General features: G+C 72.4%; 17 protein-coding genes. 10 read left to right on the forward strand and 7 right to left on the reverse strand.

Features of this window, described 5'->3' with window-relative positions; translation table 11 throughout:
- Window positions 1-62: 62 nt before the first annotated feature.
- Together IF09_RS0112075 and rfaE2 are read left to right on the forward strand one after the other, a co-directional pair.
- On the forward strand, window positions 63-710 hold the full coding sequence (locus tag IF09_RS0112075) for a D-sedoheptulose-7-phosphate isomerase (RefSeq protein ID WP_030294780.1): 648 nt from the start codon (window positions 63-65) through the stop codon (window positions 708-710).
- Window positions 707-2104, forward strand: a complete 1398-nt coding sequence (gene rfaE2 / locus IF09_RS0112080; protein ID WP_030294782.1) for a D-glycero-beta-D-manno-heptose 1-phosphate adenylyltransferase — start codon at window positions 707-709, stop codon at window positions 2102-2104. The genes IF09_RS0112075 and rfaE2 overlap by 4 nt, the downstream gene beginning before the upstream one ends.
- Before the next feature lie 70 nt (window positions 2105-2174).
- Here rfaE2 and IF09_RS0112085 read toward each other — a convergent pair whose 3' ends face one another.
- On the reverse strand, window positions 2175-3443 hold the full coding sequence (locus IF09_RS0112085; RefSeq protein WP_030294784.1) for an MFS transporter: 1269 nt from the start codon (window positions 3441-3443) through the stop codon (window positions 2175-2177).
- Window positions 3444-3986: 543 nt separating this feature from the next.
- Here IF09_RS0112085 and IF09_RS0112090 point away from each other — a divergent pair.
- The 3 genes from IF09_RS0112090 to IF09_RS0112100 all read left to right on the forward strand — a co-directional run bounded on the left by IF09_RS0112090 (window position 3987) and on the right by IF09_RS0112100 (window position 6353).
- On the forward strand, window positions 3987-5006 hold the full coding sequence (locus IF09_RS0112090; protein WP_051832360.1) for a glycosyltransferase family 9 protein: 1020 nt from the start codon (window positions 3987-3989) through the stop codon (window positions 5004-5006).
- A 77-nt stretch (window positions 5007-5083) separates the two neighbouring features.
- Window positions 5084-5881, forward strand: coding sequence for an SDR family NAD(P)-dependent oxidoreductase (locus tag IF09_RS0112095; protein WP_030294788.1), 798 nt, complete (start codon window positions 5084-5086; stop codon window positions 5879-5881).
- Window positions 5882-6023: 142 nt separating this feature from the next.
- Window positions 6024-6353, forward strand: coding sequence for a plasmid stabilization protein (locus IF09_RS0112100; RefSeq protein ID WP_030294789.1), 330 nt, complete (start codon window positions 6024-6026; stop codon window positions 6351-6353).
- A 57-nt stretch (window positions 6354-6410) separates the two neighbouring features.
- On the opposite strand, the gene IF09_RS0112105 is transcribed toward IF09_RS0112100, so the two are convergent.
- Together IF09_RS0112105 and IF09_RS0112110 are read right to left on the reverse strand one after the other, a co-directional pair.
- Window positions 6411-6785, reverse strand: coding sequence for an STAS domain-containing protein (locus IF09_RS0112105; RefSeq protein WP_234320961.1), 375 nt, complete (start codon window positions 6783-6785; stop codon window positions 6411-6413).
- A 14-nt stretch (window positions 6786-6799) separates the two neighbouring features.
- Window positions 6800-8047: a PP2C family protein-serine/threonine phosphatase gene (locus tag IF09_RS0112110; protein ID WP_051832392.1), complete on the reverse strand. Its 1248-nt coding sequence runs from the start codon at window positions 8045-8047 to the stop codon at window positions 6800-6802.
- Window positions 8048-8408: 361 nt separating this feature from the next.
- Between IF09_RS0112110 and IF09_RS47900 the strand changes: the two genes are divergently transcribed.
- Both IF09_RS47900 and IF09_RS45555 read left to right on the forward strand, forming a co-directional pair.
- Window positions 8409-8531 carry a hypothetical protein gene (locus IF09_RS47900; RefSeq protein ID WP_267882144.1) on the forward strand — a complete coding sequence of 41 codons (123 nt, stop codon included), beginning with the start codon at window positions 8409-8411 and terminating at the stop codon, window positions 8529-8531.
- Window positions 8532-8539: 8 nt separating this feature from the next.
- A complete protein-coding gene (locus IF09_RS45555) occupies window positions 8540-8686 on the forward strand; it encodes a hypothetical protein (protein ID WP_158709947.1) in 147 nt (48 codons plus the stop codon).
- A 93-nt stretch (window positions 8687-8779) separates the two neighbouring features.
- Here IF09_RS45555 and IF09_RS0112120 read toward each other — a convergent pair whose 3' ends face one another.
- The 4 genes from IF09_RS0112120 to IF09_RS48460 all read right to left on the reverse strand — a co-directional run bounded on the left by IF09_RS0112120 (window position 8780) and on the right by IF09_RS48460 (window position 11501).
- Window positions 8780-9193 (reverse strand): CBS domain-containing protein, encoded by a 414-nt coding sequence (locus IF09_RS0112120; protein ID WP_030294794.1) that lies wholly within the window; start codon window positions 9191-9193, stop codon window positions 8780-8782.
- Between the two features lie 135 nt (window positions 9194-9328).
- On the reverse strand, window positions 9329-9676 hold the full coding sequence (locus IF09_RS0112125) for a hypothetical protein (protein ID WP_234320962.1): 348 nt from the start codon (window positions 9674-9676) through the stop codon (window positions 9329-9331).
- A gap of 909 nt (window positions 9677-10585) precedes the next feature.
- Window positions 10586-11272, reverse strand: a complete 687-nt coding sequence (locus IF09_RS0112130) for a UdgX family uracil-DNA binding protein (RefSeq protein WP_030294799.1) — start codon at window positions 11270-11272, stop codon at window positions 10586-10588.
- Between the two features lie 133 nt (window positions 11273-11405).
- A complete protein-coding gene (locus IF09_RS48460) occupies window positions 11406-11501 on the reverse strand; it encodes a hypothetical protein (RefSeq protein ID WP_418953040.1) in 96 nt (31 codons plus the stop codon).
- Between IF09_RS48460 and IF09_RS47905 the strand changes: the two genes are divergently transcribed.
- The 3 genes from IF09_RS47905 (at window position 11481) to IF09_RS0112150 (ending at window position 12506) form a co-directional block, all read left to right on the forward strand.
- Window positions 11481-11603 (forward strand): hypothetical protein, encoded by a 123-nt coding sequence (locus IF09_RS47905; protein WP_267882145.1) that lies wholly within the window; start codon window positions 11481-11483, stop codon window positions 11601-11603. The genes IF09_RS48460 and IF09_RS47905 overlap by 21 nt on opposite strands.
- A gap of 216 nt (window positions 11604-11819) precedes the next feature.
- Window positions 11820-11951, forward strand: coding sequence for a hypothetical protein (locus IF09_RS47910; RefSeq protein WP_267882146.1), 132 nt, complete (start codon window positions 11820-11822; stop codon window positions 11949-11951).
- Window positions 11952-12053: 102 nt separating this feature from the next.
- Window positions 12054-12506, forward strand: coding sequence for an STAS domain-containing protein (locus IF09_RS0112150; RefSeq protein WP_030294801.1), 453 nt, complete (start codon window positions 12054-12056; stop codon window positions 12504-12506).
- The last annotated feature ends 5 nt before the right edge of the window (window positions 12507-12511 follow it).

Raw genomic sequence — 12511 nt, forward strand, 5'->3', positions numbered from 1 at the left:
AGTACCGATCGCCCGAAGGAGGTGGGGTGCGGCCCGCTCTCCCGAGCGGCCGCACCGACGCCATGAGCCGATCTCCCGCAACCACCGGAGCCCAACAGCACTGCCAGTCGCTCGAGGACGCGCTGAGACGTCTGCGCGTCCACGGTCTGGACCAGCTCGCCCACTGGGGTCACCGGCTCGCCGCGGTGCTCCCCGCCGGAGGCCGCCTCCTCGCGGCCGGCAACGGCGGCAGTGCGGCGCAGGCACAGCACCTGACGGCGGAGTTGGTCGGCCGCTACCGCGAGGAGCGGCCGGCCTACTCGGCGATCGCCCTGCACGCCGAGACGTCCAGCGTCACCGCGATCGGCAACGACTACGGATTCGAGCAGGTCTTCGCCCGGCAGGTTGCTGCGCACGGCCGGGACGGTGACGTCCTGGTGCTGCTGTCGACGTCGGGGCGCAGCGAAAACCTGCTGGCGGCCGCGATGACGGCCCGTGCGGCGGGCATGGAGGTCTGGGCCCTGACCGGAGCCTCTCCCAATCCGCTGGCGGAAGCCGCCGACCAGGCGCTGTGTATCGACGCGGCCTCCACGGCGACCGTGCAGGAGGCCCACCTGGTGGCCGTGCACCTACTGTGCGAGTCATTCGACACCGCCCTCGCCGCCTCCGGTACCTTCGCTGTGGGTTCGGAGCCCCGGCGCGCCGTCGCCCGCGTCCGGAGCACGCGATGAGCGGCCGCGAACCGCTGGTCGTGGTCGGCGACGTCCTGCTGGACCGCGACGTCCGAGGCGTCGCGTCGCGTCTCGCTCCGGACGCCCCGGCGCCCGTCGTCGACGTCACGGACGACCTCTCACGGCCCGGAGGCGCCGGATTGGCCGCCGTGCTGGCCGCCCGTTCGGGCCGCGAAGTCGTTCTGGTCACGGCACTGGGCGAGGACAGTGCCAGCAACCGCGTGCGGGAGGCGCTGAGCGGCCGTGTCCGGCTGGTGGAGATTCCTCTGGAAGGCTCCCTGCCGGTCAAGACACGGGTACTGGCCGACGGCCGCCCCCTCGTCCGGATCGACCGCGGCGGCGGCGAGGTCGGCCCCGTCAGCGCTGCCGTGGGCCGGGCACTGGCCAGTGCGCACGCCGTCCTGGTCGCGGACTACGGCAGGGGCACGGCAGAGGCACTGCGGCCCCTGCTGACCGGCATCGCGCGCCGCGTTCCTCTGGTGTGGGACCCGCACCCGCGGGGCGGACCTCCGGTGCCCGGAGCACGTCTGGTGACACCGAACGCGGCGGAGGCGACCGTGCTGTGCCCCGATGACGGAAGCTCCTTGGCGGCGCACGCCCGGCGCGGCGCGGAGCTGGCGGAGCGCTGGGGCGCCGCTGCGGTGGCCGTCACCCTCGGCGAACGCGGGGCCTTGCTGACCCGGCCCCTGTCCACGGCGCCGATGCTCGTATCGTCCCCCTACCGGGCCGTGGGCGATCCGTGCGGAGCGGGCGACTGCTTCGCCGCCGCGGCGGCCTGCGCACTCGCGGACGGGGGCCTCCCGGAGGAGGCGGTACAGCTGGCGGTGGCCGCTGCCGCGGCCTTCGTAGCGGCCGGTGGGACCTGCGACCCCGCCCTGTGGCGAACGGCCGTCGAACCCGGCCTCGTCCGCCCTGCGGGCGACGACGCTTTCGCGCTGGCCGCCGGCGTACGGGCTCGCGGCGGCACGGTGGTCGCCACGGGCGGCTGCTTCGACCTGCTGCACGCCGGGCACGTCGGCCTGCTGGACAGCGCGCGGCGGATCGGTGACTGCCTGATCGTCTGTGTGAACTCGGACGCCTCGCTTCGGCGGCTCAAGGGGCCGGGGCGCCCCCTGAACCCGTTGGAGGACCGGGTACGGGTGCTGGCGGCGCTCGGCAGTGTCGACGCCGTCGTGGCCTTCGAGGAGGACACGCCCGAGACACTGCTGGGCCTCCTGCGGCCGGACGTGTGGGTCAAGGGCGGCGACTACTCGGCCGACGATCTTCCGGAGGCGCAGGCGCTGCGCGCCTGGGGCGGTCAGGCCGTCGTCCTGCCCTATCTCGACGGCCGTTCCACGACCGGTCTTGCCGATCGCGCGGCCCGGGCCGCCTCGGGGGCCCGGCCCGCCCTGTGAGCGGGCCTGGACGGCACGCGCACGAGGTGCCGGCCGCGCCGGGGCCTCGTGCGCGTCGTGCGCGTCGTGATCAGGCCGCGGTGCTCAGCCGGGCACGGGCGGGCACGACCGCATCGGGCACGGGGATGAGCGCCCCGCTGCGGGGCCTGCGGCCCCTCAGCAGATAACCCGTGGTCACGAACGTGGCGATGGCCAGCCCGCCCACGATCAGCGTGACCCGGACGCCGGCCAGCTCCATGAACAGTCCCAGCATCGGCGGCGCCGCCAGGCCCCACACGGTGCGGATGCTGGACCAGGCACCGAGCACCCGGCCCCTCATCTCGGCGGGCGGGTCGGTCTGGAGGACCGTGGACTGTGCGGTGTCCCCGACCGATTCCGCCACCGCCATGGGCAGGACGAGGACCAGCAGCACCAGGAGGGAGGGGGCCAGTCCGGCGGGAATTTGCAGGAGCGCCCCGGCCAGGGTCAGGACGGCCACCATGCGGACGCCGGGCTTGCGCAGCCGGGCGCCCAGGACCGCACCGACGATCCCGCCGGCGGCCAGCACCGTGGACACCTTGCTGAAGGAACCCGCGTCACCGGCGAGGGGTCCGGTGACCAGCACCACCAGGGTGAGGGAATAGTTGCGGCCGAACAGCGCACTGACTCCGTTCAGCGCGGCGAGGGCGACCAGCCGGGGGCGCCGCATGAAGAACGCGAGCCCTTCCCTGGCGCTCATGCCCCGCGCCGCGACCGCTTCCGGCGCCGGCTGCTTGGCGGGAACGGGCAGCACCGACCGGGTTGCCACGGAGGGGCGCGCCGCCTTGAGGAACGGGATCACGCAGGCCACGAACATGAACGACAAGCCGTTGGCCGCGTAGGCCGCCGCCGTGCCCAGGAAGCCGACGGCCACGCCGGCGAGGGCGGCGCCCGCGAGCCGCCCGGCGCTGTGGACCAGCGAGCCCACTCCGATGGCGGAAGGAACGTCCGGGGCGGGGACGAGATCGTTGCCGAGCAGCGCGCACGCAGGACCGTCGACCGTGGCTATCAGGCCGGTCACCGCGGCCAGCGCCAGCAGCACCGGGAGGTCGAGGCGGCCCAGCGCGACGAGCACGGCCGTCACCAGCGCCACCGCCCCGAGCAGGGCCTGAGCGACGGCGGCGGTCAACTTGCGGGGCCAGCGATCGACGGCCGCGCCGCCTGCCAGCCCGAGGAGCAGGCCGGGTGCCATCTGGATGGAGACGGACAGACCGGTGGCGGCGGCCGATCCCGTGATCTGGAGGACCAGCAGGTTCTGCACCGTCAGCTGCATCCACGTGCCCGCGTTGGACACGAAGTTCGCGACGGCCCACCAGCGCATGCTGCGGTAGCGGAGCGACCGCCACGGAGAGCGGTCGGGGGTGGGGGCGGAAGAGGACGCGGAGGAGGACGGGGAGACAGTGACAGACACAGGCAGGACCCAGGACGGAGCGCGAGGCGCAAGAGGCGGAAGGCGGGGCGGGGAACGGGCGCTCCGCACCGCCGGCGCGCACGGCGACGCCCGGCAGCAGAAGGGGGAGGAACGGTTCCGCGGACCATGGTGGCAGAACCTGTTGCCTGCTTGGGGGGCCTGAGGCGTCCGGCGGCCCGTCCGCGGGGCCCCGGGCCCTGGACCGCCAAGGCCGAGGGGGCAGCCGGTGTGTTTGCTCACAGCGGCCGTCCGGAGCCGGCCGCCCACCTTGCGGCCTAACCCGGCGTGCCCCGCAGGACCGTCCTCGGGACAGTGGAGTGCGGCAGCCGCGCGACGCGGCTTCTCGCGGTCGCAGCGGCCCGGCGGCGACGCGGGTGGGAGCACCGCAGGCGCGGATCCCGATCCTGGCGGCAACAGTCGGGCGAGCGGCCCTGCCAGCTGCGGAAGGACTTCATGAGTGCGCACGAGCGAGCGGGCCCCGCTCCGACGCAGCGGGTGCCCGGGGACGGCCGCCCGCAGCTGCTGGTCCTGCGGGCCTTGGGCCTCGGCGACCTGCTCACGGTGGTGCCCTGCCTGCGGGCGCTGCGCAGGAACATGCCGGGTTGCGACATCGTCCTGGCAGCACCCGCCCGGCTGGCCACCGTCGCCGTCGCCACCGGCCTCGTGGACCGTGTGCTGCCCACGACTGCGCGAGGCCGCGGCGTTCCCTCCGAACTGAGCTGGCAGGGACCGCCTCCCGAGCTGGCGGTGGACCTGCACGGGAACGGGCCGCCCAGCCATCTGCTCCTCCAGCGGCTGCGGCCGCGCCGGCTCCTGGCCTACCGGCACGCGCAGACCCCGGACGTCCTCGGCCCCGAGTGGCGCGACGACGAGCACGAGCGGGAGCGCTGGTGCCGCCTGCTGCGCTGGTACGGCATCGACGCCGACCCCATGGACCTCTCGATCGCCGCCCCGCCGTGTGCCTCGCCCGTCCCGGGTGCCGTCGTCGTCCACCCCGGGGCCGATGCCGGTTCACGCCGGTGGCCCCCGGAACGGTTCGCAGCGGTCGTACGTGCCCTGCGCCGGGCGGGCGAGGACGTGGTCGTCACAGCTGGCGCGGGCGAGGGTGCGCTGGCGCGGCGGGTGGCGGGTGACGCCGGGCTGCCACGGGAGGCGGTGATCGGCGGCTCCGGTGACGTGCCCTTCCACGAGCTCTGCGCGCTGGTGGCCGGCGCGCGCTGCGTCCTGGTCGGCGACACGGGTCTGGCGCACCTCGCCACGGCCCTGGGTACCCCGTCCGTCGTCCTCTTCGGCCCTGTGGCCCCCCGCCTGTGGGGCCCGCCCCCGCACGCGAAACACCGGGCACTCTGGTGCCCCCGCGCGGGTGAGGACCCATTGCGTCCGGGCGACGCACACGCGTCGCTGCCCGACGCCCGGCTCCTGCGCATCACCGTCGGCCAGGTGGTCGAGGCGGTTCTCAGCCACTGTCCCTGAGCGGCGGGCAAGGTGTCGACGCAAGGAGCAGGTGGCGGAGAACCGGTGGGACGGGCCCGCGCGGGTAGGCGCCCGACATGGACACAGTCAACCCACTGGCAGTCGTCACCGGCGCATCGAGCGGCATCGGATACGAGCTGGCCAAACAATTCGCCGAACACGGCTTTGACCTGGTCATCGCGGCGGAGGACGCCGCCATCGCCTCCGCCGCCGCCACGCTGCTCAACCAGGGCACAGGCGTGGAGGCCGTCCAGACCGATCTGACCACCGGGGAGGGCGTGGAAAAGCTCCACCGTGCCATCACGGCCACCCGACGGCCCGTCGCGGCTGCGGCGCTGAACGCCGGTGTCGGGCAGGGTGGCCCCTTCCTGGAAACCGATCTGGCGGACGAAATGGAGATCATCGACCTGAACATCACCTCCACGGTCCGCCTGGCGAAGCTGCTGCTGCCGGACATGGTGGAGGACGGGGAGGGGCGGATACTGATCACGTCATCGATCGCGTCCACCATGCCCGGTTCCTTCCAGGCCGTGTACAACGCGAGCAAATCGTTCCTCCAGTCTTTCGCACAGGCGCTCCAGAACGAGCTGAAGGACACCGGAGTCACGGTCACCTCGCTGATGCCCAGTCCGACCGAGACCGAGTTCTTCGAACGGGCCGACATGCTGGACACCAAGGTCGGCCGGTCGGACAAGGACGATCCCGCCCAAGTGGCCGCTCAGGGCTTCGAGGCGATGATGGCCGGCAAGGACAAGGTCGTCGCCGGCTCCTGGAAGACGAAGGCGCAGGGCTTGGCCAATCGCGTCCTGCCCGACAGCGTCAAGGCAGAGATCCACCGCGGCATGGCAGAACCGGGTTCCGGGGCCGCCGGCTGAACCGGCGAGGGAGTCGGGCAGCATGACGAACATCGTGCCGGCCTGCGCAAGGGGGACGCCCGCTCGGCCCGCGCGAGGTGCGGCGCGATCGCGGTACCCGCACCATGACCGTGACACCACATCGTCGATGAAGGGTTCCGTCATGCCTCGAGGATCAAGCCCCAAGCGCGAGCGCCAGTACGAGCACATCAAGGAGTCGGGTGAGAAGCGCGGTATGTCGGAGGGCCGTGCGAAGGAGATGGCTTCCCGCACGGTGAACAAGGAACGCGCACGCTCGGGCGAGAGCAAGACGGCGAGCCGCAGCTCCACTCAGGGCAAGTCCGCCTCGCAACGGGGCGGTGAGAAGTCCCGAAGCAGCGGCAGCTCCTCCGAACGCACCAAGGACGACCTCTACCAGGAGGCGAAGAAGCGGGGCATCGAGGGCCGCTCGACGATGACCAAGCAGCAGCTCGAGAACGCCCTGGGCCACTGACGGCCCACGGGAGCTGTCCCGTCCGCCGGAGGGTTCGCTGCGCCGCCTGCGCGAGGGTCAAGAGGAGGGCCGGCGGCGGGTGGCGTGATCGGCCAGGGCCTGGGCGGGGCGGCTGTGGAGGGTGAAGACGGCGTCCGTGTCGGTGACGGACAGCATCCGCATGGCTTGTCCGGGTACGGCGGCCAGGGCGAGGCTGCCGCCGGCTGCGGCTGCGTGGCGGCGCAGCCGGAGCAGGGTGTTGAGGCCGGAGGAGTCGCAGAAGGTGACCTGGGACATGTCCAGGACCAGGTGGGGGTGGGTGGCCGGCACGGCGGTGGCCTGCTCGTGAAGGTCCTGGGCGGTGTGGATGTCCAGTGCGCCGGCGACTGCGGCGACAGCCAGGCCGTCGCCTGTCCCCTGGAGGACCAGTTGCGGTTGCGGGTCACTGTTCACCGGCGGGCCCGCCTTCATCGCTGCTCGGTGCGGTTGGCCGTCCGGGGGACGCCGGCGAGGGCTGCCGCCCGCTCCGTGGGGCGTCGGGTGGGGCCGAGCCATTCGCACAACAGGACGGTGGCGTCGTCCTGGAGGTGGCCGTCGTGGTGCTCCAGGACGGCGTGGATGAGTCGGCGCAGGGTTTCGGGGACGGGCAGGCCGTCGGCGTGGTGGCGGATGAGGAAGTCGATGAACCGGTCGAGGCCGAATTCCTCGTTCGGGGTTCGGCGGGCCTCGGTGATGCCGTCGCTGTACAGCACGATCCTGTCACCCGGCTCCAGTTGGTGGCGGCACAGACGGATGGGGAGACCGAGGTCGGTGCCCATGGGATGGCAGGGCGGGCAGTCCAGCAGGGTGCTCCAGCGGCCGCCACGGATGATCACCGGCGGATGATGGCCCCGGTTGACCCATGTGAAGACGCCGTTGCGCGTGTCGAGGTCGGCGAGGATACCGGTGGCGTAGCGGCCCCGGCGGTACTGCTCGATGAGTACTTCTTCGACCCTTTCGCTGGTCTCCACCAACCCCGCGCCCCCGCGGCGCGCGTTGCGGCAGGCGCCCATGGCCAGGTTGGCGGTCAGGCCGGCGGCAGTGTCGTGTCCCATCGCGTCGATGAGCGACAGGTGCACCACAGCCCCGGCGGTCGCGTAGTCGTAGGCGTCCCCGCTGATCTCGTAGGCGGGCTCCATCGCCGCGGAGATCATCACGCGGCCGTCCGCGTAGGTGGGCGGGGGCATCAGGTGCCACTGCATCTCCGCTGCGATGTTCAGCGGCCGGGTGCGGGTCAGACGGGCGTGGAAGTCGCTGCTGCGCCGCTTGCTGTCGATGATCAAGGCGACCAGAGCCGCCAGCAGTTTCATGTCCTCCGCAGCCCGCGGGTCGTCAAGGGGCGTGGTGATCCGCAGGACGCCCAGACGATCGGTGCCGTCGACCAGGGGGACCCACCAGTAGCCCCCGCCCTCACCCGGGTCGGCGCCGGCAAGGACCTGCCCGTACTGGAACGCGCGCCCCGCGACGGTTCCCTCGATCTTCAGCTCGGTCTCCTCACCGGCCGCCGCGGCGGTGTCGGCCGCCTCACCGGACAGCAGGCGCATGACGTCGCCCTGGAGATCCGCCACGTAGATCAGCACCTGCGTGAAGCCGACCTGTGCAGCGTGCTCGGCCGTCTTGGCCGACAGGAGCTCCAGCGGCATCAGGTGGCTCGCCGACAGCAGGCCGGCCAGCATGGCCCGCCCGTGTGTGTCGCGGTCCCGGTCCTTCACAGCAGCACCTCTGCTCCTCGGCCCCAGCCGACACCACCTCTGCTCCTCGGCCCCAGCCGACATGCTGCCTATCGCCGATGCACAGGTGCCCGTACCTCCACTGTCCTCCTCCCCCGCCCATTCGGACAGCAAGAGCCGAACCACGGACGTGACCGTCGGCTCCCGGAAGCAGGCTCGGCGTACGGGGTGGGCACGTCGCTGCAAAGGACCGAATCCTCCGCCGCGCAAGGGGCTGTCCGGTGGTACGGGTACACGGGCCGGGGTGGGCCCGGGAAACACCGTGCTCCTCCATTACCGAAACGCTCCGGATGTTCTGGAGCTGGATGTGGAAACGAACCTGACGCATGACGAGCTGGTCCCGGCCCCGCCCGCCGACGAGCCGCGACTGGTCGTCCACGAGATCTGCTTCGCCACCCGGCAGGTTCGCGCAGGAACGAGCGGCTGCTGATCTTCTGGATGCCTCCTGAGGCCGGCGGGCAGGGGGAGGCGTACACCGGCGGCTGCGCCGCCCTGAAGGAGTTCCTCACCGACGTCCACGTCCACCTCACGGCCCGGCGGACGGACCAGCTGGCCTACCCGAGACTCGTCGCCCTGGCCGGCTGAGGCCCGAGCACTGCCACGGCCGGACGCCCGAGCACGCCGGCTGCCGCCGTGCGGGGTTCCCGCTCGGCGGCAGCCGGCCGCTGCGTTCCCCCGTCAGGCGGAAAGGGCTTCGAGGAGATCGCCGACCTGCGGATCGGGAAGCGAGCGGGCGACATCGGCCTGGGCGACGATCCCGACGAGGGTGTGGCCGTCGATGACCGGGAGACGGCGGACCTGGTGCTCGCTCATGGTCCGCAGGATCTCATCGGCCTCGTCGTCGGCGCCGATCGTGACCGCTTCTCCCTGAGCCAGTTCGCCGGCCTTCACCTGCGCAGGGTCCTTGCCCGCGGCGAGGACCTTCACGACGATGTCCCGGTCGGTGAGCATCCCCTTGAGTTTTTGGTCGTCCCCACAGATCGGCAGCGCGCCGACTCCGTGCGAGGCCATCTTCTTCGCCGCCTCCAGCACCGTCTCCTGTGCGCCGATGCAGGTGGCATCCGGTGTCATGATCTCCCGGGCGGTGGTCACGGTGATCCCTCCTTGTACCTCGGATGACTTGTCAGTGGTCATAAAGGCGCCTGCCCGGCCGGCCTCTCCGTACACGATTCGGAGAAAGCCGTCGACCGGATTCGCGGCGGGGTACCCGACGACGGTGGTCCCTGGTCAGGGCTCGCGGCGCCAACGCTGCTGCTCACGGGTGCGGCGCCTGATCACGTAAAGGTCAGCGAGAGCCACGGCGGCGAGCAGGAAGCAGAAGGCCGCAAGCACCGCGCAGAGGGTGCCGGCCGAGGGCGTGTGATCACTGGATTCGGAGGCCAGGAACACGAAGAGGGCGCCTCCGGCCGCGAAGACGGGCGCGAAGACGGCCGAAAGCAGGCGCCGCAGCCGCAGATCGCTGCGGGCCCACTGGGCTTCCAAGCCGTCGTGACGCCACCTGGTGGCCGCCGCACGCGCGTGCCGGTCCGCCGCACGTCCAGCAGCCGGGCCGTGCCGCTTGCGAGCGGAGTTCATGCCGGCCACCTCCCGTTTCGCGCCTCATGATGCGCCTGCCCGTGCTGCGGGCGCCGACACGCCCCTGCCGGTACGAAGGCGCCGGATTCGCGGTCATCGGCTGTTTTCCCCCGGTCGTTCGCGGACCACTTCGCGAGCGGATTTTTCCTCGCGCAGGCCCAGGCAGCGGGGGTGGCGGAGCAGTCCGGCACAGTGCGCGGTCCGCTCCCGTACCTCGGCGGCCGGGAACGGGGCGTGGTCCTCTTCGAGGGCGTCGAGCCTCCGGCACAGGGTGCAAGGGTGGCGGTGTCGTAGCGCGTGACGACCTTTCCGGCGAAGCGCAGTCGGTCGTGCTCGTATTTGCCCAGCAGCAGGGCTCCGAAGCCCACCGCTGGCCGGCCGGCTCGGTGAACCCGCAGATGAGGAACTCCTGACCGGCCTTGCGGGTGCGCAAGGGCAGTTGGGTGATGTCGTTGCCGTCCAGGCGCAGGAGGCCGAAGAGGTAAGAGGTGACTTGGATGTGCCCGGCGGCCCGGACGGCCGCGGGACCGGTGCTCACCGTCCGCGGTGCAATCACCGCGGTGTTGCGCCGCCAGCGCCTCGGCGACCTCCGAGTAGGTGGCGTTCAGCAGCCTTCCGTTATGGGAGAGCAGCTCCACCTCGCCGTCCCGGCGGGTGGCGAGAGCACGGACGCCGTCGAGTTTGCGCTCGGAGATCCAGTCGCGTCGAACTCCCGGCGCGAGCTGAGGGTGGTGAGCATCGGTGTGTCCAGCGGCCCGTGTGCGGGACGCAGCAGGTGCCGTTGGGCTCCGGTGACCGGTGCAGGGGCCCTCGCCACCGCTCACCCGCCGATGCCGCGGTACGACGGCGCCGGCCGGGTCGGGGTCGCCATGGCGTCCTCCTCACACCCGGTGCGCACACCCCCGGTTCCTACTCCAGCACGGTGGCGGCCACGGAGAGGTCGGCCACCAGACCCGCGAAGGCCGCCTCCCGGTCGTCCGCCCGCAGGACGGCGGAGGGGTGAACCGTCGCCAACAGCTGTCCGGCGGGGGAACCGGCCTCCTCGCCGATGGGGCCCGGCATCGGCAGCAGGACACCACGCCGCTCGCCGACCCGGAACGAGGACCCGAGCAGTGCCTTTCCCGCCGTCCCTCCCAACACCACCAGCACCTCGGGGGCGACCCGTCTCAGTTCCTCCGTCAGCCAGGGCTTGCACGCGGTCATCTCACGCAGGCTCGGAGCCTTGTGAATCCGACGCTTGCCCCGTGGGGCCGGTGTGAACTTGAAGTGCTTGACCACGTTGGTGAAGTACGGGTCCTCGTCCCCCAGCCCGGCCTCGTCGAGCGCCCGGCGCAGCAGCTGCCCCGCGGGGCCCACGAACGGCTCTCCCTTCACATCCTCCTGGTCTCCGGGCTGCTCCCCGACCAGCATCAGCCGCGCACGCGCCGGGCCCTTGCCGAAGACCGTCTGCGTGGCGTCCCGGAACAACGGGCACCCGTGGCAGTCGGCCGCCGCCCGGCGCAGAGCCGCCAGCCCGCCGCGCGAAGGCAGGTAGGGAGTCGCGTCGTACCCCTGGCCGCTGTCCGAAGCCGGGGCGGCACCTGCGTCCACGTCCATGGCCACCGCCTTCGATCCGTGTATCCCGTCGGCGTCTGCCCGAGCCGCTCGGTCCGAAACCGCCGGGCGCGCGGGCCCCGGGGGACCACCCGGTTGGGCAACAGCCGCCTCCAGACCTGATCCGGCGCAGTGATCAGCCGCCCTGCGACAGCTGCCGCGGCTCCAGCCGGTTGACGGCGATCATCTCCTCCGCTGCCAGTGGCGCGCCGTGCGCACTGCGCTGGCCCATCACGACGCAGAGGGCGTACGCGGCCTCCTCCAGCTCGCGGACGAGGTACGGCGCTTCTACCCCTTCGCCCCCTCGTCGGCGGCCTCGCGGCGCAGGACCTGACCTGGCACGGCGAGAACATCGCGCAGGACTCTCTCGTCCTGCGCGACCTGTACGACCGGGACCACGACCCCGGCCCGTGGGACACCCGTACCGCTTCGGCCCGCTCCGCTTCGCCGCCCCGAGGGGCCCGCAACCTCCCCCCATGGACAACCTCGCCCCGCAGGGCGGCGCGGAACCGGCCCACGGGCGCCGCTGCCGCGGCGATGACACCACCGCGTGACGGTACTCGCGGCCCTCGCCGGCGAGCTGGCGCGCCTGGACCACGGCGTCCCCGAGCAGGATCTGAGCAACGCCCTGTCCCGCATGCCGACCCGGCCGCGCAGCGGTTTCGAGCTGTGCCCGGCCTGACCGGACCGGTCCCCTGCCCGCCCCGCCCACAGGAGTGCCGGGACACCGGCCGGGTAGTGCTTCGGTGACAGCGACCTCTACTTCCTGGCGAGGTGAGACGCCATGGAATGCGACTTCCGTATCACCGAGCGGCAGTACGGGCCCACCGTGCACCTGGCACCGGCCGGCGAGCTCGACCGCGACGCCCGCCCGGTGTGGGACGGGGTGGAGGCCAGGATCGACGACACGGTCGACGTGGTCGTCTGCGACATGGCGCGCGTCGGGTTCATGGACATGACCGGCCTCACCCGCCTCATCGCCTTCGCCGACACCCTCCGTGCCCGGGGGACCACCCTGTTCGTCCTCAACGTCCGGACCCAACCGGCTCACGTCATGGACGTCCTGGACGACCTCGCAGAACGCAGGAACGCCTGCACCGGCGGCGGCTCGGCCGAAGCGCCGACCGCCGCCCTGCGCCGCACGCTCACCCTTCGCGCCACTGCCGTCCGGTACCGCGCCGCCGACCACGAGCACAGGCCCGTACGGTCCGAGGACGAAGCGCGGCATTCCGTCTGAAAGCG

Origin of the sequence: Streptomyces katrae, assembly GCF_000717655.1 — a bacterium.
GTDB lineage: Bacteria > Actinomycetota > Actinomycetes > Streptomycetales > Streptomycetaceae > Streptomyces > Streptomyces katrae_B.

Excerpts from the sequence above, each read along its gene's own strand:
- IF09_RS0112075 (WP_030294780.1), top strand. The coding sequence starts at position 63 with ATGAGCCGATCTCCCGCAACCACCGGAGCCCAACAGCACTGCCAGTCG.
- rfaE2 (WP_030294782.1), top strand. The coding sequence starts at position 707 with ATGAGCGGCCGCGAACCGCTGGTCGTGGTCGGCGACGTCCTGCTGGAC.
- IF09_RS0112085 (WP_030294784.1), bottom strand. The coding sequence starts at position 3,443 with ATGCGCTGGTGGGCCGTCGCGAACTTCGTGTCCAACGCGGGCACGTGG.
- IF09_RS0112090 (WP_051832360.1), top strand. The coding sequence starts at position 3,987 with ATGAGTGCGCACGAGCGAGCGGGCCCCGCTCCGACGCAGCGGGTGCCC.
- IF09_RS0112095 (WP_030294788.1), top strand. The coding sequence starts at position 5,084 with ATGGACACAGTCAACCCACTGGCAGTCGTCACCGGCGCATCGAGCGGC.
- IF09_RS0112100 (WP_030294789.1), top strand. The coding sequence starts at position 6,024 with ATGCCTCGAGGATCAAGCCCCAAGCGCGAGCGCCAGTACGAGCACATC.
- IF09_RS0112110 (WP_051832392.1), bottom strand. The coding sequence starts at position 8,047 with ATGCTGGCCGGCCTGCTGTCGGCGAGCCACCTGATGCCGCTGGAGCTC.
- IF09_RS45555 (WP_158709947.1), top strand. The coding sequence starts at position 8,540 with ATGCCTCCTGAGGCCGGCGGGCAGGGGGAGGCGTACACCGGCGGCTGC.
- IF09_RS0112125 (WP_234320962.1), bottom strand. The coding sequence starts at position 9,676 with ATGAACTCCGCTCGCAAGCGGCACGGCCCGGCTGCTGGACGTGCGGCG.
- IF09_RS0112130 (WP_030294799.1), bottom strand. The coding sequence starts at position 11,272 with ATGGACGTGGACGCAGGTGCCGCCCCGGCTTCGGACAGCGGCCAGGGG.
- IF09_RS48460 (WP_418953040.1), bottom strand. The coding sequence starts at position 11,501 with ATGGGCCAGCGCAGTGCGCACGGCGCGCCACTGGCAGCGGAGGAGATG.
- IF09_RS0112150 (WP_030294801.1), top strand. The coding sequence starts at position 12,054 with ATGGAATGCGACTTCCGTATCACCGAGCGGCAGTACGGGCCCACCGTG.